The sequence below is a fragment of the Thiomicrospira sp. genome (assembly GCF_014859555.1).
Classification (GTDB): Bacteria; Pseudomonadota; Gammaproteobacteria; order Thiomicrospirales; family Thiomicrospiraceae; genus Thiomicrospira.
Map to the genome: position 1 here is coordinate 1 of NZ_JACUTY010000026.1, position 24,386 is coordinate 24,386.

Consider the following 24,386-nt stretch of genomic DNA (forward strand, 5'->3'; position numbering starts at 1 on the left):
GGCTGCGAAGTGAGGCGTATTCTACAGACTCCCCGCTTGCTTGCAACTGTTTTTTCATAAAAACGATACTTTTTTTAATAAACCCAGCTTATGACCCAGTTAGTGACAACTTATCCACAGATTTCTTCACAGCCCAGCATCTAGCAAGGACGTTATTACAACGTTTTTTAAATTATATGGATACCGTCACGCGTGCAAATTTACGTTTACCGACTTGAAATACTTGGTCAACCACATTTGAAAATATTTGGCGTCCATCTTCTAAACGCTCACCATTTAATTTAACCGCACCTTGTTTGATCATACGGTGTGCTTCAGAAGTGGTTGCCACCAGGCCGGCTTCTTTTAATAAGTTAGCAAGCGCCATCTCTGCATTAAATATAAACTCCGGCATCTCGTCTGGAATCGCATTTTTAGAGAAACGTGTTTCGAAATCATTTAATGCCGACTGAGCAGCTTGTGGTGAGTGAAAACGTGCCACCAACTCCATTGCCAGCTTAACTTTTATATTACGAGGATTCTCACCTTCAGCGACAGCATGTTTGAATTGTGCAATGGTTTCTAATGATTCAAAACTTAATAATTCAAAATAACGCCACATCAATTCATCTGATACTGACATAACTTTGCCGAACATATCATTGGGCTGATCCTGAATACCTATATAATTATTAAGTGACTTGGACATCTTCTGCACGCCATCCAAACCTTCCAGGATAGGCATAGTAAGTGTAACCTGTGGCTTTTTACCATAATGATGCTGTAGTTGACGTCCCATCAAAAGATTAAACTTTTGATCCGTACCGCCAAGCTCGATATCGGCATTCATTACAACAGAGTCGTAACCTTGCACTAATGGATACAAAAACTCATGAATGGCGATAGGTGTTCCAGAACGATAACGATCTTCAAAATCGTTACGCTCTAACATTCGAGCAACAGTCGAGCTCGCAGCCAGCTTAATCATGTCTGCCGCACTCACACTATTAAACCAAGCCGAATTAAAGACAACCTTGGTTTTCGCAGGGTCCAGAATTTTAAACACCTGATCCTGATAGGTTTGTGCATTTTGCGCAATCGCTTCGGCTGAAAGTGGTGGTCGTGTGGCGCTTTTGCCAGTTGGGTCGCCGATCATGGCGGTAAAATCGCCGATCAAAAAATGAATTTCATGACCCATATCCTGAAACTGCTTTAATTTATTAATAAGGACCGTATGACCTAAATGTAAATCAGGCGCAGTTGGATCAAACCCAGCCTTTACAATTAAAGGGCGTCCGAGCTTTAACTTTTCGACCAACTCAGACTCAACTAGAATCTCTTCTGCTCCGCGTTTAATCACGGCCAACTGTTCATCAATTGATAACATTTTTTCTCTCTAAATTCATTAACTCTATTTTTAACACAACACTGTGTTGCTATTTAACTCAAGACGACCCGTTAACTCAGTAACCGATTGCAAACCACGTTTACTTAAATAACGGACGATATCCTTATTGATCTTCTTAATCAACAATGGGTCTTTTGCAAGCGCGGTGCCAACAGCAATCATTGACGCCCCCGCCAACATAAATTCAATCGCATCTTCAGCGCAGCTGATGCCACCCAACCCAATGATTGGAATATTGTGTTGTTTGGCGACCTGATACACCTGATGCACTTTTAACAATGCGATCGGTTTAATAGCGGAACCCGACAAACCACCTTGATTATTACCCAGGTCTGGACGCCAATTATCAATATTGATCGACATGCCCATCAAAGTGTTAATCGCCGATAACGCATCCGCGCCAGCTTCAATTACACGCCGTGCCCCTTCCGCAATATCCGTTTGATTCGGCGATAACTTTACAATTAAAGGTTTTGTCGTCGCTTGTCGACAAGCCTCAACCACTCGCGCCGCCATATCGGGATCGTTACCAAAGGCGGCGCCACCCTTTTTAACATTAGGGCAAGAAATATTCACCTCTAAACCCGCTAACGACGTATCATCAAAGCGTTTACAGACTTCTGCATACTCTTCAATACTTGAGCCGGATACATTGGCGAAAAATTGTGTTTGCGAATAATCCAGTTGCGTCAACAGGTGGTTTATCACATAATCCACCCCTGGGTTCTGAAGCCCAATTGAGTTTAACAATCCATTTGGCGTTTCCCAAACACGTTCCGGCTTGTTACCCAACTTCGGCTCAAGTGTCGTGCCCTTTAAGAACACAGCGCCTACGTCGCGGTTACTAAACCCCGAAACCGCGTGGTACTCAAGGCCATACCCCGCGTTACCAGAAGCCATAGCAACCGGTGAGTTACATTGAACACCACAAATATTAACGGATAAATCTACCACGACGTCACCTAATCATTATGTTACATATTATTTTATACGAGCCCGAAATCCCGCAAAACACTGGCGCCTTAATTCGTTTAAGCGCTAACATGGGGGCTTATTTGCATTTAATTCACCCATTTGCATTTGATCTAAGCGAGAAACGAGTGCGCCGTGCTGGCCTCGACTATCATGAACTGGCCAATGTTTATGAGCATACTGATCTTAACACCTGCCTTAAAGACCATGACATTAAACGTGTTTTTGCTTTAACCACTAAAGGCACTCAACCGCATAGTAGTCCTCGCTACCAACAAGGTGACGCATTTTTATTTGGTCCCGAAAGTCGTGGGCTTCCTGCTGATGTGTTAGAGCAGATTAGCCCTGAACAAAGGCTTCGCATCCCTATGAAAACTGGGGCTCGCAGCATTAATTTAGCGAATGCCGTTTCTATTATGACCTATGAAGCTTGGCGACAATTAGACTACGCCGACCTATCCAATAATTAAAGCGTTAAACCTCAGCTTCAGATTTAGATGTGCGCGATAACAACTGAGAAACGGCTTGTTTGGGGGTTATTTCTTGCATAACAAGCGCATAGACTTGCTGCATAATCGGTAAATCCAACTGGTGTTTGTCGGCCAGGTATTTCACAACCTTAACGGCTTTCACGCCTTCAACCACTTGACCGATCTCTTGCTGCACTTCTAACGCCGACTTACCTGATTGCGCTAAGCGCAAACCAAAACGACGGTTACGCGACAAATCATCCGTACAAGTTAAAACCAAATCGCCCAACCCCGCCAAACCCATCAAAGTTTCAGGCAACGCATTATAAATAGAGCCAAAACGCATCATTTCAGCCATGCCTCGAGAAATGAGAGCGGCGCGCGCATTTGCGCCCAAACCTAAACCATCACTTACCCCGGTCGCAATCGCCATAATGTTTTTATAAGCGCCACCGACCTCAACACCTGCAATATCGGCCTGAGTATAAACGCGAAAGCGGTCAGTATGAAATGCATCCGCCCAAAACTGAGCCTGATCCGCTTGCGGGGAGGCACTCACCATAGCGGTCGGTAGTCCTTGCGCGACCTCATCAGCAAAAGTTGGGCCTGACAGCACAGCAATAGGTGTGTCTAGGCCAAGCTGAGCCTGAACCACTTGATGTAATAATCGGTGATGCTCTGGCTCAAACCCTTTCGTTGCCCAAGCCAAGTAAGCCGGCGAAGTCCCTAAAATATTAGAAACTTGTTTTAATACGCCGGAAAAAGCATCACTTGGCACAACTAGCAAGACGGCTTCAGAACCTTTCAAAGCTGCGTCCAGCTGATGAGTAACCACCAGGCCTGGTGGTAATGTAAAACCTGCCAAATAACGCGTGTTTTCTCGCTGTAACTCCATTTGCTCAGCATGAGTCGCGCTGTGCGCCCACAAGTGAACTTTGTGGCCCGCTCTTGCTAGATGAATGGCCAACGCCGTGCCCCAAGCACCCGCGCCAAGTACCGCTATATTAGACATCACGATTTCTAGCCAGCTTCCGGGGTGGACTGCTGTGCCTGACGTTGTTTCATATGATCCGCATACAAGGCATCAAAATTGACCGGATCTACCAACAACTGCGGGAAGCCGCCACGCACCACTAGATCAGACACTGCTTCACGCGCAAATGGAAACAGCGCATTTGGACAATGACTGCCGAGCATATAACTGAGCTCATTGTCGTCAAAACCGGTCAGAACGAAAATACCCGCTTGCTCAACTTCACACAAAAAGGCCGTTTTATCCTCAACTTTAACGGTCACGGTTAAACGGATAAGCGCATGATAGAGTGACTCTTCAATTTTAAAACTCTCAACGTTTAACGTCACATCCATTTTTGGATCGAATTCTAACGTAAAAATTTGCGGGGAATTAGGCGCCTCAAATGACACGTTTTTAGTGTAAACCTTACGAATGATAAAGTTTTTTTCTGCTATTTCCGACATGCGTCTTATCCTTTTAACATTTCATCTAACCGACCCGACTGATCAGCGGCATATAAATCATCATAACCACCCACGTGCTGGCCTTTAACAAAAACCTGGGGAATAGTATTACGACCTGAGCGCTCTTCCATTTGAACCCAACGTCCTGGTGAACTAGTAACATCAATCAACTCGTACTCCAACCCTTTAACATCCAACAGCTTTCGGGCTCGGATACAAAAAGGACAGGACTGGTTAGCGTAGACAATAATTTCGCTCATTATTCAAGCCTTAGTTTTGCGACGTGTTTTACGCGACACCGGTTGATTTAACGGTAAACTGGACATTTTCCACGCCATAATACCGCCTCTCAAATTAAACACCTGAGTAAAACCTTCTTTAACTAAGGTGTTGGCCGCACCAGCTGAGCGAGCGCCTGACTGACAGTAAAGCAACACACTCTTATCTTTGTGGGCACTCAAACTCGGCAGCTTAGACTTTAAGTCTGCAACCGGAATATGGCGTGCCTCACCTATATACCCAGTCTTATATTCGGCATCCGATCTTACATCTACTAATAGCGCACCTTGATTATAAAGGCGGGTCGCCTCTTCGGGTGACACTTGCTTATAACCTAAAAACCGATCACCAACATAACTATACAACAGCATCATCGCGATAATACCGAGTGCAATAAAGAGCAAGAACTCTTGCTGGACGAATTCAATAAACATTAAGTGATTCCTTACTATGACAAACTTGCAAACCTGATGATTTTAACAGCGAAAGCCGCTACAATGAACGATAATTTTATAATTTATCTTATGCAGGATACCCCATGAGCAAGACAGCAAAACCTCAACATCGACCAACTGGCTTAATCATCCTTGATGGATGGGGCCATAGCGAAAAATTTGAACATAACGCCATCGCTCAGGCCAACACCCCAAACTGGGATGCTCTACTTGCTAAACATCCTCATACACTGATTCACACATCGGGCCTTAATGTTGGCTTACCAGACGGCCAAATGGGTAACTCTGAAGTGGGACACTTAAACTTAGGCGCTGGACGTGTAGTTTATCAAGAACTGACCCGCATTCAAAAATCCATTGAAGAGGGCACCTTTTTTGAAAACAGTGCTTTTGTGCACGCCATTGATAACGCCACTTCACGCGGACGAGCCGTTCATATTATGGGCCTGCTTTCAGATGGCGGTGTTCACTCGCACATTAGCCACATCAAAGCGGCCTTAACACTAGCCGTTAGACGTGGTGCAAAAACCTATTTACATGTTTTCACTGATGGCCGCGACACCGCACCTGAAAGCGCACAAGGTTATATCAAAGAAATTGAAACTCACATGAAAGAAATCGGTGGTGGCCGTATCGCCTCGATCACTGGCCGTTACTTCGCCCTAGATCGAGACAACCGCTGGGAACGTGTACAAAAAGCGTTTGAGGTAATTAGTGCTGGTAAAGCTGAATTCACAGCCAGCTCAGCAAAAGAAGCCGTGAGCCAGGCTTATGCTCGAGGTGAAACCGATGAATTCATTCAAGCCACAAGCATTCTACGAAAAAGCGGCAAACCCGTTAAGGTTAAAGATGGCGACGCCATTATCTTTATGAACTACCGCTCGGATCGCGCCCGTCAACTCACCCGCGCTTTCATTGAAAAAGATTTTGCTGATTTTCATCGCGATGTCACGCCGGTATTGAGTGACTTTGTAACCCTAACTGAATACAACAAAAACTTTGACGTAAGCATTGCCTACCGCCCGACTAAACTCATCAATACCTTTGGTGAGTGGGTATCAAAAAAAGGTCTAACCCAGCTTCGCATTGCCGAAACTGAGAAGTATGCGCACGTTACCTTCTTTTTAAATGGTGGCATTGAGGCGCCCAACAAAGGCGAAGATCGAATATTAGTCCCGTCACCCAAAGTGTCTACCTATGACCTGCAACCTGAAATGAGCGTCGTAGAAGTCACAGATAATCTGTGCGAAGCCATTCAATCCGGCAAATACGACACCTTTATTTGCAACCTAGCCAACCCAGACATGGTGGGACACTCCGGCAACATGGATGCCTGCAAATTAGCCGTTGAAGCCATTGACACCGCACTTGGCCGCATCCTACAAGCCATCAAAGAAGCCGATGGCGAATTGCTAATCACCGCCGACCACGGCAACATTGAACAACTTTGGGACGACAGCACCAATAGCCCACTCACCGCACACACGACTAATCCAGTACCTATTGTCTATGTAGGACATCGTCAGACAAAATTACGCGAAGGGGGCAGTTTGCCCGATGTGATCCCAACACTGCTTGATATGATGGAAATTGAAAAACCGCAAGAAATGACAGGACTGTCTTTACTTTCCTAGTCACATAAACAACCAGGCCTGCTAATAAGCAGGCCTGGTGATCTTCAAAAGCAACTTAAAAAACGGCTTTAATCTAAATCACGCCCATTGCATCAATCGCATTACTTACCCTTAAGAATCCTGCGATATTGGCACCCATTACATAATCGCCAGGACAACCATACTCTTCCGCCGTTTCAAAACACGTCTTGTGAATATTAATCATAATCTCTTTTAAACGCCCTTCCGTATAATCGTGCGTCCAAGAATCACGACTGGCATTTTGCTGCATCTCTAACGCACTAGTCGCAACACCACCGGCATTGGCGGCTTTTCCTGGACCATAAGCTATTTTAGCCGCTTGGAATAAACGAATGGCATCTGGCGTGCAAGGCATATTTGCACCTTCTGCCACCGCAATGCAGCCATTTTTAATCAGCATTTCGGCATCCTTGGCATTTAACTCATTCTGCGTTGCACACGGCAAAGCGACATCGCAAGGCACCGACCAAATCGAACCGCCTTTAAAGAATTTCGCATGCTTTACTTCTTCGGCATATTTTTCGATACGCGCATACTCTACTTCTTTTAAACGCTTAATCAAGTCAAGATCCAAGCCTTTTTCATCGAGGATATAACCTGTCGAATCTGAACAAGCGATAACTTTTGCACCATAGGTCATGGCTTTTTCGATCGCATAAATCGCTACATTACCCGACCCAGAAACCACAACCCGCTTACCGGCCAGCTGATCGCCTCGCGCTTTAAGCATCTCTTCAGCAAAAAACACAGTGCCATAACCGGTCGCCTCTTTACGCGCTAAAGAGCCACCCCACGCCACGCCTTTACCGGTAAACACGCCTGATTCGTAACGATTGGTAATGCGTTTGTATTGTCCAAACATATAACCTATCTCACGTGCGCCAACACCAATGTCGCCGGCCGGCACATCCGTGTGTTCACCGATATGGCGATAAAGCTCGGTCATAAAACTCTGGCAGAAACGCATAATTTCATTATCCGATTTCCCCTTAGGATCAAAATCACTACCGCCTTTGCCGCCACCAATAGGCAAACCTGTCAGGGAGTTTTTGAAAATCTGTTCAAAACCTAAAAACTTTATGACACTTAAATTAACCGAGGGGTGAAAACGAATTCCACCCTTATAAGGCCCAAGCGCGCTATTAAACTCGACCCGAAAGCCGCGATTAACCTGAACTTCACCACGATCATCCACCCAAGGCACGCGAAAAATAATCTGGCGTTCCGGCTCGCATATGCGTTGCAAAATTTTGTTTTTCGCAATCTCAGGGTGCTTCGCCATCACCGGGTTTAAACTTTCGAACACCTCCAAAGCGGCTTGTTGAAATTCCGGTTCGCCTGGGTTGCGGTTCAAAACCTCTTGGTAAATCAACCCCAAATTTTCTTCTAATTTCTGCGTCATAAAAACTTCCTACCCTCGTAAACTCGTGGTTCTGCGCTATTTTTTATTGAAAACCCCCGTTTGATTTAAACCAAATCAAGGAGCAACAGATTATTATAATCTAATAAAGCGCTGAATCACTTTAAATAAAGGCTTCACAAAAAACTGCTTATTGACACTTAAGCGCTTTAACTGTAAAGTAGCGACCCCTTTTTTCATATGTTTGACGTTAAAAGGAAAAATAAATCAACAACTTGAAAGCGCACTGGGCGCATATAATTGTGAGTTAATAAGGCTTTTCGTTAAGCTGCTTAATCGACCCGCAACCCCAGACAATAAGGAACCGTTAGACATGAATTCACTCAACACCCTAAAAGGCCTTTACTCCCCAGATTTTGAAAAAGAGAACTGTGGCTTCGGGCTTATTGCCAATATGGATGACAAACCCAGTCACTGGGTCGTTCAGGCGGCAATTCAATCCCTTGCCAACATGACACACCGCGGCGGAGTGGCCGCTGACTGCTGCACTGGGGATGGTTGCGGTATCTTAATTAAAAAACCGGACACATTTTTAAGAACGGAAGCTCAAAGTTTAAGCATCAACTTAAACGATACCTATGCTGTTGGCATGTTATTCCTGAACCAAGACCCCGCACTTGCGGATAAAGCACGCCAAACACTAGAAACTGAACTCACGACACGTGGACTGAGTGTCGCTGGCTGGCGTAAAGTGCCGGTTAAATCGGGTGTACTGGGTGAGCAAGCGGCTTCCATGGAGCCCGTTATTGAACAAGTTTATGTAAATGCAGAGACCGGTGTTTCAGAAGCCGAATTTAATCGTCTATTGTTCAGCGCACGTCGCAAAACAGAAATGGCGATTGAACCAAACGACAAAACCTTTTACGTTGCTTCTTTAAATACCCAGCTTTTATCTTACAAAGGCTTGGTAATGCCAAAAGAACTGCAAGAGTTCTATTTGGACCTTCAGAACCCAGGGTTTGAGTCGTCATCGATTTCCTATCACCAGCGTTTCTCAACCAACACTATGCCACAGTGGCGTTTGGCGCAGCCATTCCGCTTTTTAGCCCACAATGGTGAATTAAACACGATTCGCGGCAACCGTAACTGGGCATTAGCTCGTCAGAAAAAATTTGAAACGCCGTTGCTACCCGACTTAGCCGACTTGAAGCCCCTAGTTGCTCAAGAAGGTTCGGACTCTAATAGCTTGGACAATATGCTTGAAGTTTTGATGATGGGTGACATGTCGGTATTTCAAGCGTTACGTTTGTTGATTCCGCCCGCTTGGCAGAACGTGCCCCACATGGATGCCGACCTTAAAGCCTTCCTAGAATATAACTCTATGCACATGGAACCCTGGGATGGCCCAGCCGGCATGGTTATTAACACCGGTAAATATGCGATCTGTGGTGTTGACCGTAACGGTTTGCGTCCGACACGTTATGTCATTACAAAAGATCGTCATATTACGTTTGCTTCAGAAATCGGCGTGTACGACTATGCGCCTGAAGACGTAGTAGAAAAAGGCCGTTTAAAACCTGGCCAAGTGATTGCCGTTGATCTTGAAAACGGCCAACTGCTTAAACCCCAGCAAATTGATGATGCCTTAAAAACGGCCAAACCTTACCGTCAATGGATGGATCAAGGCTACATGCGTCTTGAAGAGCAAATGGGACGTGAAGAGTCAACTCGTGGCTGGACAGATCAGTTAACCGATACCTATCAAAAATACTTCCAAGTGACGTTTGAAGAACGTGATCAGATTATTCGAGTGTTGGCGGAATCTTCTCAAGAAGCCATCGGTTCGATGGGAGATGATGCGCCGCTTCCGGTTTTCTCTCACAAACCTCGTTCAGTGTTTGATTATTTCCGTCAGATGTTTGCACAAGTCACCAATCCTCCAATCGATCCATTGCGCGAAGCAATTGTGATGTCTTTAAACACCTGTTTTGGGCGCGAGCTAAACATGTTTGAAGAAGGCCCTGAGCATGCGAAACGTTTAGAAGTTCAATCGCCGATTCTTAGCCCATCAATGATGGTGCAGTTACGCGAATTAACCGACCCAAACTATCAACAACAAGATATCAGTTTGCATTATGACGCGACCCAAACAGATCTAGAGCAGGCCATTATTGCGGTTTGTGACCAAGCCGTGGCGGCCGCTAAAGCAAACAAAACCTTGTTGATTTTAACCGACCTAGATATCCAACCAGGCCTGGTGACTATTCCAGCCATTATGGCGACTGGTGCGGTACACCATCGTTTGATTCGTGAAGGTTTGCGTACCGAAACCAATATCGTGGTCGAAACCGCGACAGCACGTGATCCACATCATTTTGCCGTGTTATTTGGTTATGGCGCAACCGCCGTTTACCCATATCTTGCTTACGAAAGCATTCAAGACATGCTGCGTACACGTGAACTGGACAATGCTACGCCAGTGAGTAAATACATCAAAAACTACCGCAAAGGCATTAACAAAGGATTACTAAAAATCATGTCGAAGATGGGGATCTCAACCCTACCTTCTTATCGTGGTTCACAGCTGTTTGAAAGCGTGGGGCTAAGCACAGAAATTGTCTCACTTTGTTTCCCAGGCACAACCAATCGTATTGAAGGTGCGTTGTTTGAACATCTTGAGTTAGATCAGAAACGTCTTGCTTGGGAAGCCTTTAATCCACGTAAATCCATGCAACAAGGTGGGTTACTTAAATACGTTCACGGTGGCGAATACCATGCTTACAACCCAGATGTAGTAGAAAACTTACGTAAAGCCGTACAAACCGGTGAGCAGGTTTATTACGATAAATTTGCGGACTTGGTCAACAATCGTCCGGCTATGACGATCCGTGACATGATCACTTTCCGTGACGATGTTAAATCGATACCACTGGATGAAGTTGAACCTCTAACCGACATTTATAAACGTTTTGATAGCGCCGGTATTTCGTTAGGTGCTTTATCGCCTGAAGCCCATGAAGCATTGGCGATTGCAATGAATCGCTTAGGCGCACGTTCTAACTCGGGTGAGGGAGCAGAAGACCCATCGCGTTATGGCACCGAAAAGATGTCGAAAATTAAGCAGGTTGCATCCGGACGTTTTGGTGTAACGGCTCATTATTTACGTAATGCTGAAGTCATCCAAATTAAAGTCGCGCAAGGTGCTAAGCCAGGTGAAGGTGGCCAGCTACCAGGTCATAAAGTGGACATGACAATTGCTAAGTTACGTCACTCCGTACCGGGTGTGACGCTGATTTCACCCCCACCCCACCATGACATCTATTCGATTGAGGATTTGGCGCAGTTAATTTACGACCTAAAACAAGTCAATCCAAACGCCTTGATTTCAGTAAAACTGGTCGCCGAACCCGGTGTTGGCACAATTGCGGCTGGTGTAGCGAAAGCTTATGCCGACCTGATCACCATCTCGGGTTATGATGGCGGCACGGGTGCAAGCCCATTAACGTCGGTTAAATATGCCGGCAACCCGTTTGAAATGGGGTTAGCTGAAACGCATCAAGTACTTCGCGCAAACGATTTACGTGGTCAAGTTATTCTGCAAGCGGATGGCGGCTTAAAAACCGGTTTAGATGTTATTAAAACCGCGATACTCGGTGCCGAATCGTTTGGTTTTGGTACTGCGCCCATGATTGCATTAGGCTGTAAATATCTGCGTATTTGCCATCTAAACACTTGCGCCGTAGGTGTGGCAACCCAAGATGAACGTTTACGTAAAGAGCACTTTATTGGTTTACCAGAAATGGTCATGCACTACTTTGAGTTTGTTGCCAAAGAAACTCGTGAATGGATGGCTAAATTGGGTGTTCGCTCGCTTAAAGAACTAGTTGGCCGTGTTGATCTACTCAAAGTGATTGATGAGCCATTAACCGCTAAGCAGCGTAACTTGGATTTGTCATCCATCATTACCGATGGTGGTGTGCCCGCTGACAAACCTCAAACGGTGCAAGTTGAACGTAACAATCCATGGGATCGTGGTGAAATTGCCGAAAACATGGTTAAGGAAGTCTTACCGGCTATCGAAGCCAAATCCGGTGGCATCTTTAACTTTAAACTGGTTAACACGGGTCGCTCAATTGGCGCACGCCTGGCCGGTGAAATCGCACAGCGTTATGGCAACGACGGCATGAAGTCAGCGCCGATCACCTTAAAGTTAACCGGTATCGCCGGACAGTCTTTTGGCGTGTTTAACGTTGACGGTCTTAACCTTCACCTTGAAGGCGATGCCAATGATTATGTCGGCAAAGGCATGGCGGGCGGCGAAATTGTGGTCTGCCCACCAAGCGGTTATGTGTTTGATCCGAAAGATACACCGATAGTTGGTAACACCTGTTTATATGGTGCAACCGGTGGTAAATTATTCGCTCATGGAACCGGTGGCGAACGTTTTGCGGTTCGTAACTCAGGCGCCGTCGCCGTTGTTGAAGGGCTAGGTGACCATGGTTGTGAATATATGACCGGGGGCACAGTTGTTAGTCTGGGTGAAGTCGGCGTCAACTTTGGTGCCGGCATGTCGGGTGGTATGGCATTTGTACTAGACCAAGATCGTATGCTACCGGATCGTCTTAACACCGAAATGGTAGAAGCGATTCGCATTGATACCGAAAGCACCGAAGAATACCGGGTATATTTAAAAACCCTGATTAAAGAATATGTCGAGAAAACGCATAGCCCTTGGGGACAGGAAGTTCTAGACAGCTTCAGTCATTATGTCGGGCACTTCTGGCTAGTCAAATCCTTAGCGATTGACATTGATACCCTGTTCCGTCTATTCGGAACAGAAGCCGCTTAAGCTGATAATGCGTTGACCTGGCTGTAAAAGCCAGGCTTATAAGGAACTAATCGAATGCCAAATGTAAGACAATTTTTAGAACTCGACCGTCAGCTGCCTTCTAAACTAGATGCCGCTGAGCGCAAAACCAACTTCGCTGAAATCTACAGTAGTTTCGAGGCCAGCCAAGCTATGGCTCAAGCGGATCGCTGTTTACACTGCGGCAACCCCTATTGTGAGTGGGCTTGCCCAGTGCATAACTACATACCTAACTGGCTTAAATTAATTGCCGAAGGTAATGTAATGGAAGCGGTTGAACTGTCACACAAAACCAATTCATTACCTGAGATGTGTGGTCGTATTTGTCCACAGGATCGTCTGTGCGAAGAAGCCTGTACACTTCATGACACCAACTTCGGCGCAGTCACGATTGGGGCCGTCGAGAAATTTATTACGGATACAGCGATTGCGACAGGCTGGTCACCGGATATGTCTCAGGTTGTTAAAACAGACAAGAAAGTCGCCATAGTCGGCGCCGGTCCAGCTGGATTAGCCGCAGCAGACGTTTTAATCCGCAATGGCGTGCAACCGGTTGTGTTTGATAAGCAGCCTGAAATCGGGGGTTTATTGACCTTTGGTATTCCGCAGTTCAAATTAGATAAAGATTTGATCAAACACCGACGTGAAGTGTTTGAAAAAATGGGAATTGAATTCCGTTTGAATGTCGAAATTGGCAAAGATATTCAATTTTCTGATTTGGTTAACGACTATGACGCGGTATTCATTGGTATGGGAACCTACAAGCCCATGACCGGTGGTTTTCCGGGTGAAGATTTAGTAGGCGTATACAAAGCCTTAGATTTTTTGGTTGGCAATGTCAAACATGAATTAGGTTACGAGCAAACACCCGAGCCATTTGTAAGCATGCAAGGAAAGCGTGTTGTGGTGTTAGGCGGTGGTGACACAACTATGGACTGCACTCGTACCTCAATCCGCCAAGGTGCGAGTGACGTTTATTGTGTTTATCGTCGTGATGAAGCTAACATGCCGGGTTCACGTGCCGAAGTTAAAAACGCCAAGGAAGAAGGGGTTCAGTTTAAATTTAACCTGTCTCCGGTTGAAATCATGGGTACTGACAAAGTTGAAGGCATTAAGGTCATCGAAACACGGATGGGTGAGCCAGACGAAAACGGCCGCCGCCGTGCTGAAACCATCCCGGGTTCAGAAAAAGTTATTCCTTGTGATGCGGTGATTGTCGCATTTGGTTTCCAGCCTAACCCGCCGGCTTGGTTTAAGGACTTTGATATCCAAACCAATAACTGGCAAGGTGTGATCGCTTCGAAGGATAGCCTCTATCCGTTCCAAACGACCAATCCTAAGATTTTTGCTGGCGGAGATATGGTTCGCGGTTCTAGCTTGGTTGTACATGCGATAGCTGAAGCACGTGATGCGGCCGAAGGTATTCTGGATTATCTGGAAGTCTAAACTAGCGCTCGTTTTTCCAAACTAGCTTGCCATAAAAAAGGTCGCATTTCGCGACCTTTTTTATTCAGCTTAAACTTAACCCATTATTAAGTTTCATCACTCACTTTGTTGCTATTTTTTAATGGTTTGGTGGGCGCTGAAGATAACACCGCTTGACGTCTAGATTCAATTCTAAAAAAGTTAACCTGAGATTGCATCTCATCGGCTTCTTGGCGCAGAGTATCCGCCGCCGCCGCTGTTTCCTCCACTAACGCCGCATTCTGTTGCGTAGCCGAATCCATACCATCCATCGCATGATTAATTTGTTCAATACTATGGGTCTGCTCTTGATTAGCCTGTGAAATTTCTGCGATAAAATTATGCATTTTTAAAATAGCGTCCACAATATTCGCAAACTCTTCGCCAGTTTTGGTGACCAATGATTGGCTTTGATCGACTTGCTTAACACTCAACTCAATCAATGTCCGAATATCAGACGCCGCTTCCGCTGACTTTTGTGCCAAGGTCCGCACTTCTCCGGCAACCACCGCAAAACCACGACCTTGCTCACCCGCTCTCGCCGCTTCAACCGCGGCATTTAAGGCCAATAAATTGGTTTGGAACGCGATACTATCAATCAGGCCAATAATATCCGCAATTTTATGGCTTGATTTAGCCAACGCAGCCATGGCGTCCTGGGCTTGTTTCATCACCTCATTGCTGTTTTGAGCTTGATTTTTTGCGCTGTTAGCCAGTTCATTGGCTTGTTGTGCATTTTGTGCGTTGCTTCTGACCGCCTGGGTAATCATATCCATATTACTCACCGTTTTTTGTAGGGAGCTGGCTTGATCTTGAATTCGATCAGATAAATCTGAACTACCACTGGCAATTTGTCGAGAGGCTTCGGCGACAGTAACTGAAGCAACACGCATCTCACCAAGTGCATTAGACATTTTCAACATTGAACTATTTACCGAGTCTTTCATCATCGCCAGCTTACCCGAGTAAATGCCGGAAATCCGCTTGGTTAAATCACCCTCACTTTGAGCCACCAACACCTCAACCGTTTCGCTAATACCGGCTTCTAACTGATCTAATGAGGCATTAACATGTCGTTTTAACTCACCAAGATCACCCTGTAATTCAAGATTAAGGCGCTCAGAAAATTCACCTTCTGCAATCGCTTGCATCGTTTGGTTAATCGAACCAATGGCTTGCTGAGTTTCGTGCATAGCCGCTTGCAAATCCGATACCATTCGAGCGTACTCACCCGAGTATTCACCCTCAACCTGATAGGTGTAGTCACTTAATTTAAGTGAGTGAATTGCACGCTGTATTTCATTTAGAACGCGTTGTATTTCATCAGCTGATAGATTTACTTCTTTTTTTAGATTGTCCAAATCACCTTTTGAATCAGCCTGTATACGATAATCCAACTTACCTTCTGCTAACGCTTTAATCATATCGGACACCGACACCATTAGATGCTGTACACCGGTTATATAATGATTAAAGCTGCGACCCACTCGGCCTAACTCATCTTCACTTAAGGATTCAGTTCGAACAGATAAACTGCCATTGTCAGCGGCCCGGTTCATTTTTTCGGTCATTTGTTTTAAAGGTTTAAGCACCGACACTCGTAAGCGGGTAAACACTTGGAACAACAGCAATATAAAACCACCCGACATTGCTCCCTGTGCCACATAAATCATGAAATAGGTTTCACTCAATACACGATTTAAAATCGTCATGGGTTCCGCCACCAAATGAGCAGCTACTTGCCCGTTAGCCGTTGGAATTTTTTCAACCATTAACAGGTAATCGCCTTGTATATGTAAATTCTCAGTAACCAGTGCTGACAAGTTTAAACCACTTAACACTTGTGCGACTCGGCTATCAATCGTCTGCTCACCGGATTTGAGCAACTCAACTTTTTCACTTGGACCAGACAAGGTCGCATACAAACGGTCACCCGCCGACTCTTGAAGCGCTACATGGCTCAGCGGAATTGACATCACCACTGCCCCCAGAATACGATCACCATAAGGAACTGGTACAATCGCACGCACATAACCTGCTCCCTGCTCAAAACTGACTTCGGTTAGCGCATTTTTAGGTAAACTTTGTAGGCTAATCGGCGCGCCTTGGTGGGTAACCTGTTTAAGATCGGCGTTGTAGATCGCCAGACCGATGCCTTCAAGGCCCGCTGATTCAACATAATGTTTATAGTTGACCTGAACAATTTGCCAGAGCACCGTATCTTGACTGTCATACAGGCCATAAATTACCGCCGAGTTACTCGCGATCCCCACCGTATTGGTCAGAGCAATGGTCTCTACACCTTTCATTTCGGACTCTAAGGTATTTTGTAGCGTCTCATGACGCTCAGCTACCGCACTTTGATATAAATCATCCGCCACATTCTGCAAATAAACTTGTAATACAATGCTCCATAAAATCGCCATTGCCACTAATGGAATCATGGTTTTCGCCAAGATGCTGCGTTTAGGTAGTGGACTCCACTTGGCCAGTTTTTCCTGCCAGGGTTTAACCAATACACCACCACGAATTAATAACTTGCCTTGACGTATAGATCGATAGGCCGCTTCAACGGGATCAATCAAGTTTCGCGGCATCGTGCTTCTAACCGATTTAAAGCCTACCACTTTACCGTTCTGTTCTACCGGCGCAATATTGGCTTCGACCCAATAATGATCACCATTTTTCCGTCGGTTTTTAACGTATTGGTGCCAAGGCTCGCCAGATTTAACCGTTGCCCATAAGTCTGCAAAGACGGCTTCGGGTACATCTGGATGACGGATAAGATTATGAGGTTGACCCTTTAATTCTTCCCAGCTGTAACCACTGACGTCAACAAAAGCTTGGTTGGCATAAGTGATATTTCCATACAAATCAGTTTCAGAAACCAGTGAAACGCCTTCAGCGATTTGATATTCATGTTGTGTTACGGGCAAGTTTTGTTTCATATATCCTCAGAAATTTTTTATTGTTTTTTTCTATGTTGATGATTCTAAATTCACACCTTAAAAAGGTAACTTGATACGCTTACGTAGTTCATCTTCGACTTTTTGTTTGGCCTCTTTTTCAAGTCGTTTCTTTTCAGCCTCTACACGCTGTTTTAACTCAGCTTCAGACTGTTTTAATTGATTCTGCGCTTCGTTCTGAATCACTTGCAAAGCCTTTTCCTGATCTTCTAATGCTGACTGATCAATATTTAAACGCTGCAACTCCGCTTCAATCGGCTGTTTAATTTCAGTTAGTTTGGCTTGCAATTGTTTCTCCAAATCCTGCTTAAAGGCGCGCATTTCTTGTTCAAATACTTGTTTAAAGGCCGCCGACAACTGGTTGTCTAAATCCGAACTGGCACTAATTCTGGGCGACAATAAACGCCCTCTCAAACTTGCATCCACTTTAAATTGATGAATATCTGCAAAAGCCGGGGCCAAATAACGTGTGACCTGAGCCGAATTTGTCTGCGACAAGTCAAATACCGCATCACGATAATGGATGTTTAAATCAGCATCTAATTGACTCAACCCCGTCAACGCCATTTGGCCGGTTAAATTCGCTTTAGCTTGAGCAAGCTGCACTGGTAACACATCGGTTTTCGCCATCCACCATTGATTGACTTGGTAATCAATCCAATTGGCCTGCACGCTTGTTAAGAGTTTATCGGTCTCTAAGGTGGAACTATACCCCTCCATAACCAACGCGCTTTTTTGGGTTGTGGGACTAGCCGACAGATTAAACCGAATGGGTTTTTGGCTAAAGGTTTGGTCAAAATTCACATCACGCAGTTTCGCAGTGATCGCCCCCCACTCAATATCACCATCAAAGTCTAGGCGTTTGATCATAAATTTCGGTTGTTGATCAAACTCTTGAAATGCCACATTTTCACCTAACGCGCGTGGTTTTTTGGTTTGTTCAACCAAGGCTTTATTGGCGGCTGACTTGGCACGATATTCTTCGATCCATTTGATTAAAGGCAGCGCTTTACGATGCCAGTTCAGAGCTAACTGCAGTTTTTGCTGAACACTTTCGCCAAATAACAAATAGGTTAGGTTTGATAAACCCGATTGATCCATCGAATAGCTGGACAATAAGCGTTGTAAATCCTGGTCGGGCATTTTTTCGAGCTGACCTAGGCCTTGGCTTATTTCGGTATGGCGACTCTGGATAAATTTTTGGGCTTGCTGAATTGCGGCCTGATCGGCCTGCCAAGTTTTCTGCAGGGTTTTTAAGCGTTGCTCGCGTTGTTTAAGGTCATTGTGGTCTTTCACCTTGCCTTCAAAAATTGCTTTAAGCTCGGCTTCATAACGCGCTAAGCTTTGTGCGGTGGGCAAGCTATCTTCAATGTTTTTCCACTCGTTTTCTGTACTAGTGGCCAGCGTTTCGATCCGCTTAGCCTGGTCAACTGTATCCAAACGCTCACGTGCGATGACCTCTTTTGCATCCGGCATCGCGGCCGCAGGCAACTTGAATCCGGCCGACTTTTTGTCCGCCGTTTCGGCCTCTGTCGGCTGCGACGCCACCTTGATCGGCTTAGGTAACACGCCGCTGGTTTGACGCGGTTGATTTAAGGCTAATCCAGCCATCGTGATGTCCTCTATCACAAAACGTTTTACCACTAGATGATAAAGGTTGAGACTTAAACGTACTTGCTTTAACTCAACCAAGTTTTGCATCGGTTGTTCAGGGTCGGTAATTTGCACGCCCGCTAAATCAATCCCGATCGGATCAAAACTAAAGCTCAAATCGTCAATCTCAACTTTCGCTCCCCAAGCATTTGAGGCCACACTTTCAATTTTACTTTTCAGAGCCCAGCTGCTGACCAGATACCCCAAGCCGAACACGAGCCCGACCATAATCAACACCCCAATTAAACCCGACCACCGAATCCAGCCTTTGGGTTTAATCGGCTTGGCGGCTGGTTTTTGTGTTGGTGTAGATTCCGGTGTCTGTGTGGTTTGGTTTTGTTCGCTCATTTAAAAAATCCCGACATTTTTTCGGCTTTATCTGAAACTTTCAACATTTGGACCAGTTTAAATTTATTTACCCAAACCAAGAAACGCTGCCGATAAACACGCACCAGTAACCAACTTAAACCAAAAAATGGCAAAGCTAGACTATAAGCCACCAAAATACTGCCCATCACAATCGTATTGTTAAATGACATAAAACGCCAGAAAGCTTGGTTGTACCATTGTGTCCAGTGATCCACCAGGCCTGGATGGTTAAGTATCCACAACCCCAGCTGATGGAAAATAGGATCAAACGCATAAGCTAAGCCGGTAAATACCGCCCAAGACACCAACACCGCGGACATGTTGACTCTAAGCAGGATGATTAACAAAAGTGTTAATAAGGTATGCGGAAAAAACAACGGGGTGAGCCCAAGTAACAGACCCAACGTGAGCGAAAGGCCAATTTGCCCAGGATGCTGATTAGCATTAAGCGCTTTAAATAACTTAATAAATATCGTCACAGGGGCTACCTAATTAATTTAAACATAGTGGGCTAATTTTAAACCGAAACCCCTAAAACGCAACTGGCATTCAGTCGTTGCTTGCGTTATCTCAATTCCTGCGGATCAACATCCACACTCCAACGTACTTTGCTCGCTAAAGGTGATTGATAAATTTGCGATTCTATTGCACTAAACCAAGCCTGCAAAGCGGCTCGACTTTCGGACTGCATGAGTAAATGATAACGATAACGCCCTTGGCGTCGTTCCATCGGCGCACTCACCGGCCCCCAAACTTCACAAGGCTCGCTCACCTGTACGCCCAGCAAGGCGTCTTTTATGCCGTTTAAAAACGCCAGCGCTTGATTGATGTCGAAGGCTTCAGCACGCAGCAGAATTTGAAAGCCATAAGGCGGTAACTGGGCCGATTTACGCTCGGCTAAAGCTTGTTGTGCAAAGTCATCGTAGCCTTTTGAAACCAAGCGCATGAGCAAAGGATGCTCGGGATGGTGGGTTTGAATCATCACCTCACCTTTACGTTCAGCTCGACCTGCTCGACCTGCAACCTGCACGATCAACTGAGCCATACGTTCAGCGGCACGATAATCCACACTGAATAAACCTTGATCTAAATCTAACAACCCAACTAAGGTCACATTTGGAAAGTGATGGCCTTTGGCGAGCATTTGGGTGCCAATTAAAATATCCGCCTCACCACTGCGCGCTTGTTCGATTTTTTTGCCCAACGCACCTTTTAAACGTGTGGTATCGCGGTCAATTCGCACCAAGGTTTTTTCTGGAAACCAGGCACTCATGATCTGCTCTAAACGTTCGGTGCCTTGGCCGACGCGCACAAATTCTTTGCTCTGACAATCCGGGCAAACCAGCGGTTTTTTTTCGCTATAGCCACAATGATGACAACGCAGTTCATTCCAGGCCTGGTGGTAGGTTAAGTTGGCATCGCAACTTGGACAAGCGGCTTGCCAACCGCAATCATGACACATCAACACCGGCGCATAACCACGCCGATTTAAGAACAACAACACTTGGCCGTTGGTTTCTAAATGGCGTTGCATTGCGGCTTTAAGTGGCGCCGACACACCTTCTGCTAAACGTTCACCCCGAATATCCAATAAATGAATACGCGGCATTTCTGCGGCGGCCGCGCGTTGGGTTAACACCAGTTTTTGATAACGTCCCTGCTGCACATTGTAAAGCGACTCTAAAGATGGCGTAGCCGACCCCAACACCACCGGCACTTTATGCATTTGTGCACGCCGCACCAGCAAATCGCGCGCGGAGTAACGAAAACCATCTTGCTGCTTAAACGATAAATCGTGTTCTTCGTCAATAATGCACAAACCCAAATTCGCAAACGGGGTAAACAGCGCCGAACGTGTACCTAACAACACCTTAACTTCACCGCTGCGAATCGCCTGCCAAGCACAATGACGTTCTTGATCATTTAAACCGGAATGCAACGCCACCACACGTTGCTGCAAACTGGCTTCAAACCGTGCGGCGGTTTGTGGGGTTAAACCAATTTCTGGCACCAGCACTAAGGCTTGTTTTCCTTGTGCTAATACCGACTCAATCATCGCCAAATAAACTTCGGTTTTACCGCTACCGGTTACCCCTTGTAGCAAATAGGCACCAAACCCATCCTTTGCTGACAAAACACAATCCACCGCCGTTTGTTGCTCGGTATTTAATTGATGATTAGGTTTATCGGCAAATTGAACAGGCGGCAAACACGAACCATAACTCACATTTAGCCAGCCCTTGATTTGCCAAGTTTTGACTAGAGGTCGCCAGTTTTCAAACGCTTGATTGAGTTGGGCTTCCGACCAGGCCTGGTTGTTACTCAGTGCCTGCCAAATTGCACGCTGTTTGGGTGCATTTTTGGCTAAATCATCGACTGAGATGGTTTGACCCAACTCAGTACATTGCCATTGTTTTAGACCCTCAAGCGCCACGGATTCACCCGCACGCAAACGCTTGGGCAAAGCGGCCATAACCACTTCGCCAATCGGTTCATGATAATAACTCGCCGCCCAACTTAAAAAACTCAATTCCCGCTCACTAAATAATGGCTTTTCATCGAGTATTTCGGTCACCGTTTTGAGCTTACTGAGGTCATAGTCGCTTTCATTGCTTAACGCCAGAATCAAGCCGACTTTGGTTTTATTTCGAAACGGCAGCCGCACCCGTACACCTGGTCGCACTTGTTCAAATGGGCAATCGTAATCCAGCGCGGTTAAAAATGGGCCATTGAGGGCAACTTTGACAAACATGAGATTCTTTGGTTAAAAATTTAAGGTCATTATAAACGAGTCTGGGTCACTAACACGCTTCGCGTAAGTTGTTTTGCGCCTAGTTCAGGGTCATAATGAAGATCAGAGCACAAAAAATTAAAGGTCAAACCATTGAAACAGCCAAACACTCCTAACCACTATCTTTGGGTCATCTTACCAGGCCTGGTGGTTCTTTTGATTTTGGCTTTAGCCATGCCCAGTTTATTTGGACAAGCCATTTGGCCAAATATTCCATTGCATTCCACCATCGAGGGTGCGGGGGTTTTGCTGAACCTCAGCCTAGGTTTATATCTGATACTGCTGATCCACGCTGACAAACTTGGTAACCGATTTTATTGGATTGCGTCTGGTTTTATTGCGATGGCGGTGATCGGCGCGTTTCACGGCAGTGTTGAGCCCGGCAACACCTTTGTTAGTTTGCATAGTTTGGGCGTATTGGTTGGCGGCCTGTTTTTTGCGCTCATCGCTTTACCGCAATCTTGGCATCAGGCACGTTGGCTTAAGCAACTACCTTGGATGAGTTTATTTGGTGCCTTATGTTTGAGTTTTATGACCCTCATCGCCAGCCATTTATTTCCAGACATGCTGTATGAAGACGGTATATTTAGCCAGACTGCGATTCTATTTAACAGCATCGGGGCCGCTGGTTTTTTTATTGCCAGCCTAAAATTAATGCTGAATTCTCAAACTCACCTTTCGCATCATACTTTGGCTATTTTGGCTTTAATGCTGGCGGTATCGGCGGTCTTGTTTGAATATTCGGCCCTGTGGGATGCCACTTGGTGGCTTTGGCATTTTTTACGTTTGGCCGCCTTGTCTTTGCTGTTGGGGTATTTTTTTGTCTGGTTTTATCAACAAGCTCAACACACCAAACAACAAGCCGAAAAGCTCGAAACCTTGGCGTTTCGCGATGCCCTCACCCAGCTACCTAACCGTGCCTTGTTTTACCAACAACTGGATCAAGAACTCAAACAAGCCCAGCGTGACAAACATAACCTAGCGCTGCTTTTTATCGACCTTGATCGCTTTAAACACGTAAACGATAATTTAGGCCACGACGTGGGTGACAAGCTGCTGATTGCGGTCGCGCAACGATTAAGCCAATCTTTACGTCAATCGGATTTATTGGCACGTATAGGCGGCGATGAATTTACGGTGATTTTAAATGGCGCACAAACCCACGAGACCGCCGGTAAAGTCGCGCAGAATATTATTGACGGCCTTTCTCCTTCTTACCATATCGAAGGTCATACCTTGCAGATAGGTGCCAGCATTGGCATCGCTTTTTATCCGGATGATGCCCAAGAAATAAGCACCTTAATGCGTTTAGCCGACACCGCGATGTATTTAGCCAAATCCGGCGGGCGCAATACCTTCCGCTTTTATGAAGCCAAATTGATTAATTAGCGTGTTATTTAATCGGGTGGATTTAACTAGCCAACGCGCTCTTGTTACAAAAACCGCGTTAGAATAACGTTTTTTATTCAAACCTATTATCAACATGAAACTAAACCCTACTTATGTTTTCTTAAACCAATTTCTTAGTTGGCAAAACCGTTTTCAATCCCATGTCGGTCATGGTGTCGCTTGGTTAACTTTGGTGTTGGTTGTATTAGCCAGCTTAGCGGTGACTTTGCGTTATGGTTTCGATTTCAGCTCTACCAAATTAGACGAAAGCCTACTGTATGTACATGGCTTAATTTTTATGCTTGGGCTGGCTTATACCTACCAGCAAAATCAACATGTGCGCGTGGATGTGTTTTATGAGCGTGCATCAAAACGCCGCAAAGATTGGATTAACCTAGTGGGCGCAGTGTTTTTTGTATTGCCGATGATGGTTTTTATTATTTGGGCGGGCTGGGATTATGTTGCCGCCAGTTGGGCGATTCAAGAACGCTCGGCCGATGCCAGTGGATTGGCTTATTTGTATCTGCTTAAAAGCGTGATTCTGGTCAGTGCAGGCCTGGTGCTTTTGCAAACTCTGGCTTTTATTGCGCAATATAGTTTAGCGTTATTTGCCGCCGACCAGCTAGATTCACGTGTTGTAGCCGAGCAGTTTCAAGATGAATTGCAGGAGGGCATTTAACGATGGAATGGCTTGCTCTGCTGTTATTTGCATTGGTTTTATTGGCCTTAATAATTGGTTTTCCAGTCGCCTTTACACTCGCCGGTGTGTCGTTATTATTTGCTTTGGGTGCCAGCTTATTTGGTGTATTTGACATGGCATTTTTAAACAG

General features: G+C 45.5%; 17 protein-coding genes. 6 read left to right on the top strand and 11 right to left on the bottom strand.

Annotated elements, in window-relative coordinates; genetic code table 11:
- Positions 1-172: 172 nt before the first annotated feature.
- Both tyrS and IBX48_RS05775 read right to left on the bottom strand, forming a co-directional pair.
- Complete coding sequence (tyrS, locus tag IBX48_RS05770; RefSeq protein WP_296831734.1) at positions 173-1,366, bottom strand: tyrosine--tRNA ligase; 1,194 nt, start codon at positions 1,364-1,366, stop codon at positions 173-175.
- Positions 1,367-1,396: 30 nt separating this feature from the next.
- The gene (locus tag IBX48_RS05775) at positions 1,397-2,341 is read right to left on the bottom strand and encodes a dihydroorotate dehydrogenase (RefSeq protein ID WP_296831736.1); all 945 of its coding nucleotides are present in this window, start codon (positions 2,339-2,341) and stop codon (positions 1,397-1,399) included.
- Positions 2,342-2,358: 17 nt separating this feature from the next.
- Here IBX48_RS05775 and IBX48_RS05780 point away from each other — a divergent pair, with 17 nt between their 5' ends.
- Positions 2,359-2,829 (top strand): tRNA (cytidine(34)-2'-O)-methyltransferase, encoded by a 471-nt coding sequence (locus IBX48_RS05780; protein ID WP_296831738.1) that lies wholly within the window; start codon positions 2,359-2,361, stop codon positions 2,827-2,829.
- Between the two features lie 4 nt (positions 2,830-2,833).
- Here the strand turns inward: IBX48_RS05780 and IBX48_RS05785 are convergent, their stop codons facing one another.
- From IBX48_RS05785 to IBX48_RS05800, 4 genes are read right to left on the bottom strand one after another with little or no spacing between them, the layout of a single operon-like run.
- On the bottom strand, positions 2,834-3,841 hold the full coding sequence (locus IBX48_RS05785; RefSeq protein WP_296831740.1) for an NAD(P)H-dependent glycerol-3-phosphate dehydrogenase: 1,008 nt from the start codon (positions 3,839-3,841) through the stop codon (positions 2,834-2,836).
- An 8-nt stretch (positions 3,842-3,849) separates the two neighbouring features.
- Positions 3,850-4,308, bottom strand: coding sequence for a protein-export chaperone SecB (secB, locus tag IBX48_RS05790; protein WP_296831742.1), 459 nt, complete (start codon positions 4,306-4,308; stop codon positions 3,850-3,852).
- A gap of 5 nt (positions 4,309-4,313) precedes the next feature.
- Positions 4,314-4,568: a glutaredoxin 3 gene (gene grxC / locus IBX48_RS05795; protein ID WP_296831745.1), complete on the bottom strand. Its 255-nt coding sequence runs from the start codon at positions 4,566-4,568 to the stop codon at positions 4,314-4,316.
- A gap of 3 nt (positions 4,569-4,571) precedes the next feature.
- The gene (locus IBX48_RS05800; protein WP_296831747.1) at positions 4,572-5,021 is read right to left on the bottom strand and encodes a rhodanese-like domain-containing protein; all 450 of its coding nucleotides are present in this window, start codon (positions 5,019-5,021) and stop codon (positions 4,572-4,574) included.
- Positions 5,022-5,125: 104 nt separating this feature from the next.
- On the opposite strand from IBX48_RS05800, the gene gpmI reads away from it, so the two are divergent.
- Positions 5,126-6,676 carry a 2,3-bisphosphoglycerate-independent phosphoglycerate mutase gene (gene gpmI / locus IBX48_RS05805; RefSeq protein ID WP_296831749.1) on the top strand — a complete coding sequence of 517 codons (1,551 nt, stop codon included), beginning with the start codon at positions 5,126-5,128 and terminating at the stop codon, positions 6,674-6,676.
- A gap of 73 nt (positions 6,677-6,749) precedes the next feature.
- On the opposite strand, the gene gdhA is transcribed toward gpmI, so the two are convergent.
- Positions 6,750-8,099, bottom strand: a complete 1,350-nt coding sequence (gene gdhA / locus IBX48_RS05810) for an NADP-specific glutamate dehydrogenase (protein ID WP_296831751.1) — start codon at positions 8,097-8,099, stop codon at positions 6,750-6,752.
- A gap of 331 nt (positions 8,100-8,430) precedes the next feature.
- Between gdhA and gltB the strand changes: the two genes are divergently transcribed.
- Both gltB and IBX48_RS05820 read left to right on the top strand, forming a co-directional pair.
- Positions 8,431-12,906 carry a glutamate synthase large subunit gene (gltB, locus tag IBX48_RS05815; RefSeq protein ID WP_296831754.1) on the top strand — a complete coding sequence of 1,492 codons (4,476 nt, stop codon included), beginning with the start codon at positions 8,431-8,433 and terminating at the stop codon, positions 12,904-12,906.
- A gap of 54 nt (positions 12,907-12,960) precedes the next feature.
- Positions 12,961-14,370, top strand: a complete 1,410-nt coding sequence (locus IBX48_RS05820) for an FAD-dependent oxidoreductase (RefSeq protein ID WP_296831756.1) — start codon at positions 12,961-12,963, stop codon at positions 14,368-14,370.
- 86 nt (positions 14,371-14,456) lie between these two features.
- Here the strand turns inward: IBX48_RS05820 and IBX48_RS05825 are convergent, their stop codons facing one another.
- The 4 genes from IBX48_RS05825 to IBX48_RS05840 all read right to left on the bottom strand — a co-directional run bounded on the left by IBX48_RS05825 (position 14,457) and on the right by IBX48_RS05840 (position 22,128).
- Positions 14,457-17,336 carry a methyl-accepting chemotaxis protein gene (locus tag IBX48_RS05825; RefSeq protein ID WP_296831759.1) on the bottom strand — a complete coding sequence of 960 codons (2,880 nt, stop codon included), beginning with the start codon at positions 17,334-17,336 and terminating at the stop codon, positions 14,457-14,459.
- 57 nt (positions 17,337-17,393) lie between these two features.
- Positions 17,394-19,355, bottom strand: a complete 1,962-nt coding sequence (locus tag IBX48_RS05830) for a TIGR03545 family protein (protein WP_296831761.1) — start codon at positions 19,353-19,355, stop codon at positions 17,394-17,396.
- On the bottom strand, positions 19,352-19,855 hold the full coding sequence (locus tag IBX48_RS05835; RefSeq protein WP_296831763.1) for a TIGR03546 family protein: 504 nt from the start codon (positions 19,853-19,855) through the stop codon (positions 19,352-19,354). The genes IBX48_RS05830 and IBX48_RS05835 overlap by 4 nt, the downstream gene beginning before the upstream one ends.
- Positions 19,856-19,941: 86 nt before the next feature.
- A complete protein-coding gene (locus tag IBX48_RS05840) occupies positions 19,942-22,128 on the bottom strand; it encodes a primosomal protein N' (protein WP_296831765.1) in 2,187 nt (728 codons plus the stop codon).
- A 132-nt stretch (positions 22,129-22,260) separates the two neighbouring features.
- On the opposite strand from IBX48_RS05840, the gene IBX48_RS05845 reads away from it, so the two are divergent.
- A complete protein-coding gene (locus tag IBX48_RS05845; RefSeq protein ID WP_296831766.1) occupies positions 22,261-23,556 on the top strand; it encodes a GGDEF domain-containing protein in 1,296 nt (431 codons plus the stop codon).
- 94 nt (positions 23,557-23,650) lie between these two features.
- On the top strand, positions 23,651-24,235 hold the full coding sequence (locus IBX48_RS05850) for a TRAP transporter small permease subunit (RefSeq protein WP_296831769.1): 585 nt from the start codon (positions 23,651-23,653) through the stop codon (positions 24,233-24,235).
- Positions 24,236-24,386 lie beyond the last annotated feature (151 nt).

Coding starts and splice junctions, on each gene's coding strand:
- tyrS (WP_296831734.1), bottom strand. CDS start 1,366: ATGTTATCAATTGATGAACAGTTGGCCGTGATTAAACGCGGAGCAGAA.
- IBX48_RS05780 (WP_296831738.1), top strand. CDS start 2,359: ATGTTACATATTATTTTATACGAGCCCGAAATCCCGCAAAACACTGGC.
- IBX48_RS05785 (WP_296831740.1), bottom strand. CDS start 3,841: ATGTCTAATATAGCGGTACTTGGCGCGGGTGCTTGGGGCACGGCGTTG.
- secB (WP_296831742.1), bottom strand. CDS start 4,308: ATGTCGGAAATAGCAGAAAAAAACTTTATCATTCGTAAGGTTTACACT.
- grxC (WP_296831745.1), bottom strand. CDS start 4,568: ATGAGCGAAATTATTGTCTACGCTAACCAGTCCTGTCCTTTTTGTATC.
- IBX48_RS05800 (WP_296831747.1), bottom strand. CDS start 5,021: ATGTTTATTGAATTCGTCCAGCAAGAGTTCTTGCTCTTTATTGCACTC.
- gpmI (WP_296831749.1), top strand. CDS start 5,126: ATGAGCAAGACAGCAAAACCTCAACATCGACCAACTGGCTTAATCATC.
- gdhA (WP_296831751.1), bottom strand. CDS start 8,099: ATGACGCAGAAATTAGAAGAAAATTTGGGGTTGATTTACCAAGAGGTT.
- gltB (WP_296831754.1), top strand. CDS start 8,431: ATGAATTCACTCAACACCCTAAAAGGCCTTTACTCCCCAGATTTTGAA.
- IBX48_RS05820 (WP_296831756.1), top strand. CDS start 12,961: ATGCCAAATGTAAGACAATTTTTAGAACTCGACCGTCAGCTGCCTTCT.
- IBX48_RS05825 (WP_296831759.1), bottom strand. CDS start 17,336: ATGAAACAAAACTTGCCCGTAACACAACATGAATATCAAATCGCTGAA.
- IBX48_RS05830 (WP_296831761.1), bottom strand. CDS start 19,355: ATGAGCGAACAAAACCAAACCACACAGACACCGGAATCTACACCAACA.
- IBX48_RS05840 (WP_296831765.1), bottom strand. CDS start 22,128: ATGTTTGTCAAAGTTGCCCTCAATGGCCCATTTTTAACCGCGCTGGAT.
- IBX48_RS05850 (WP_296831769.1), top strand. CDS start 23,651: ATGAAACTAAACCCTACTTATGTTTTCTTAAACCAATTTCTTAGTTGG.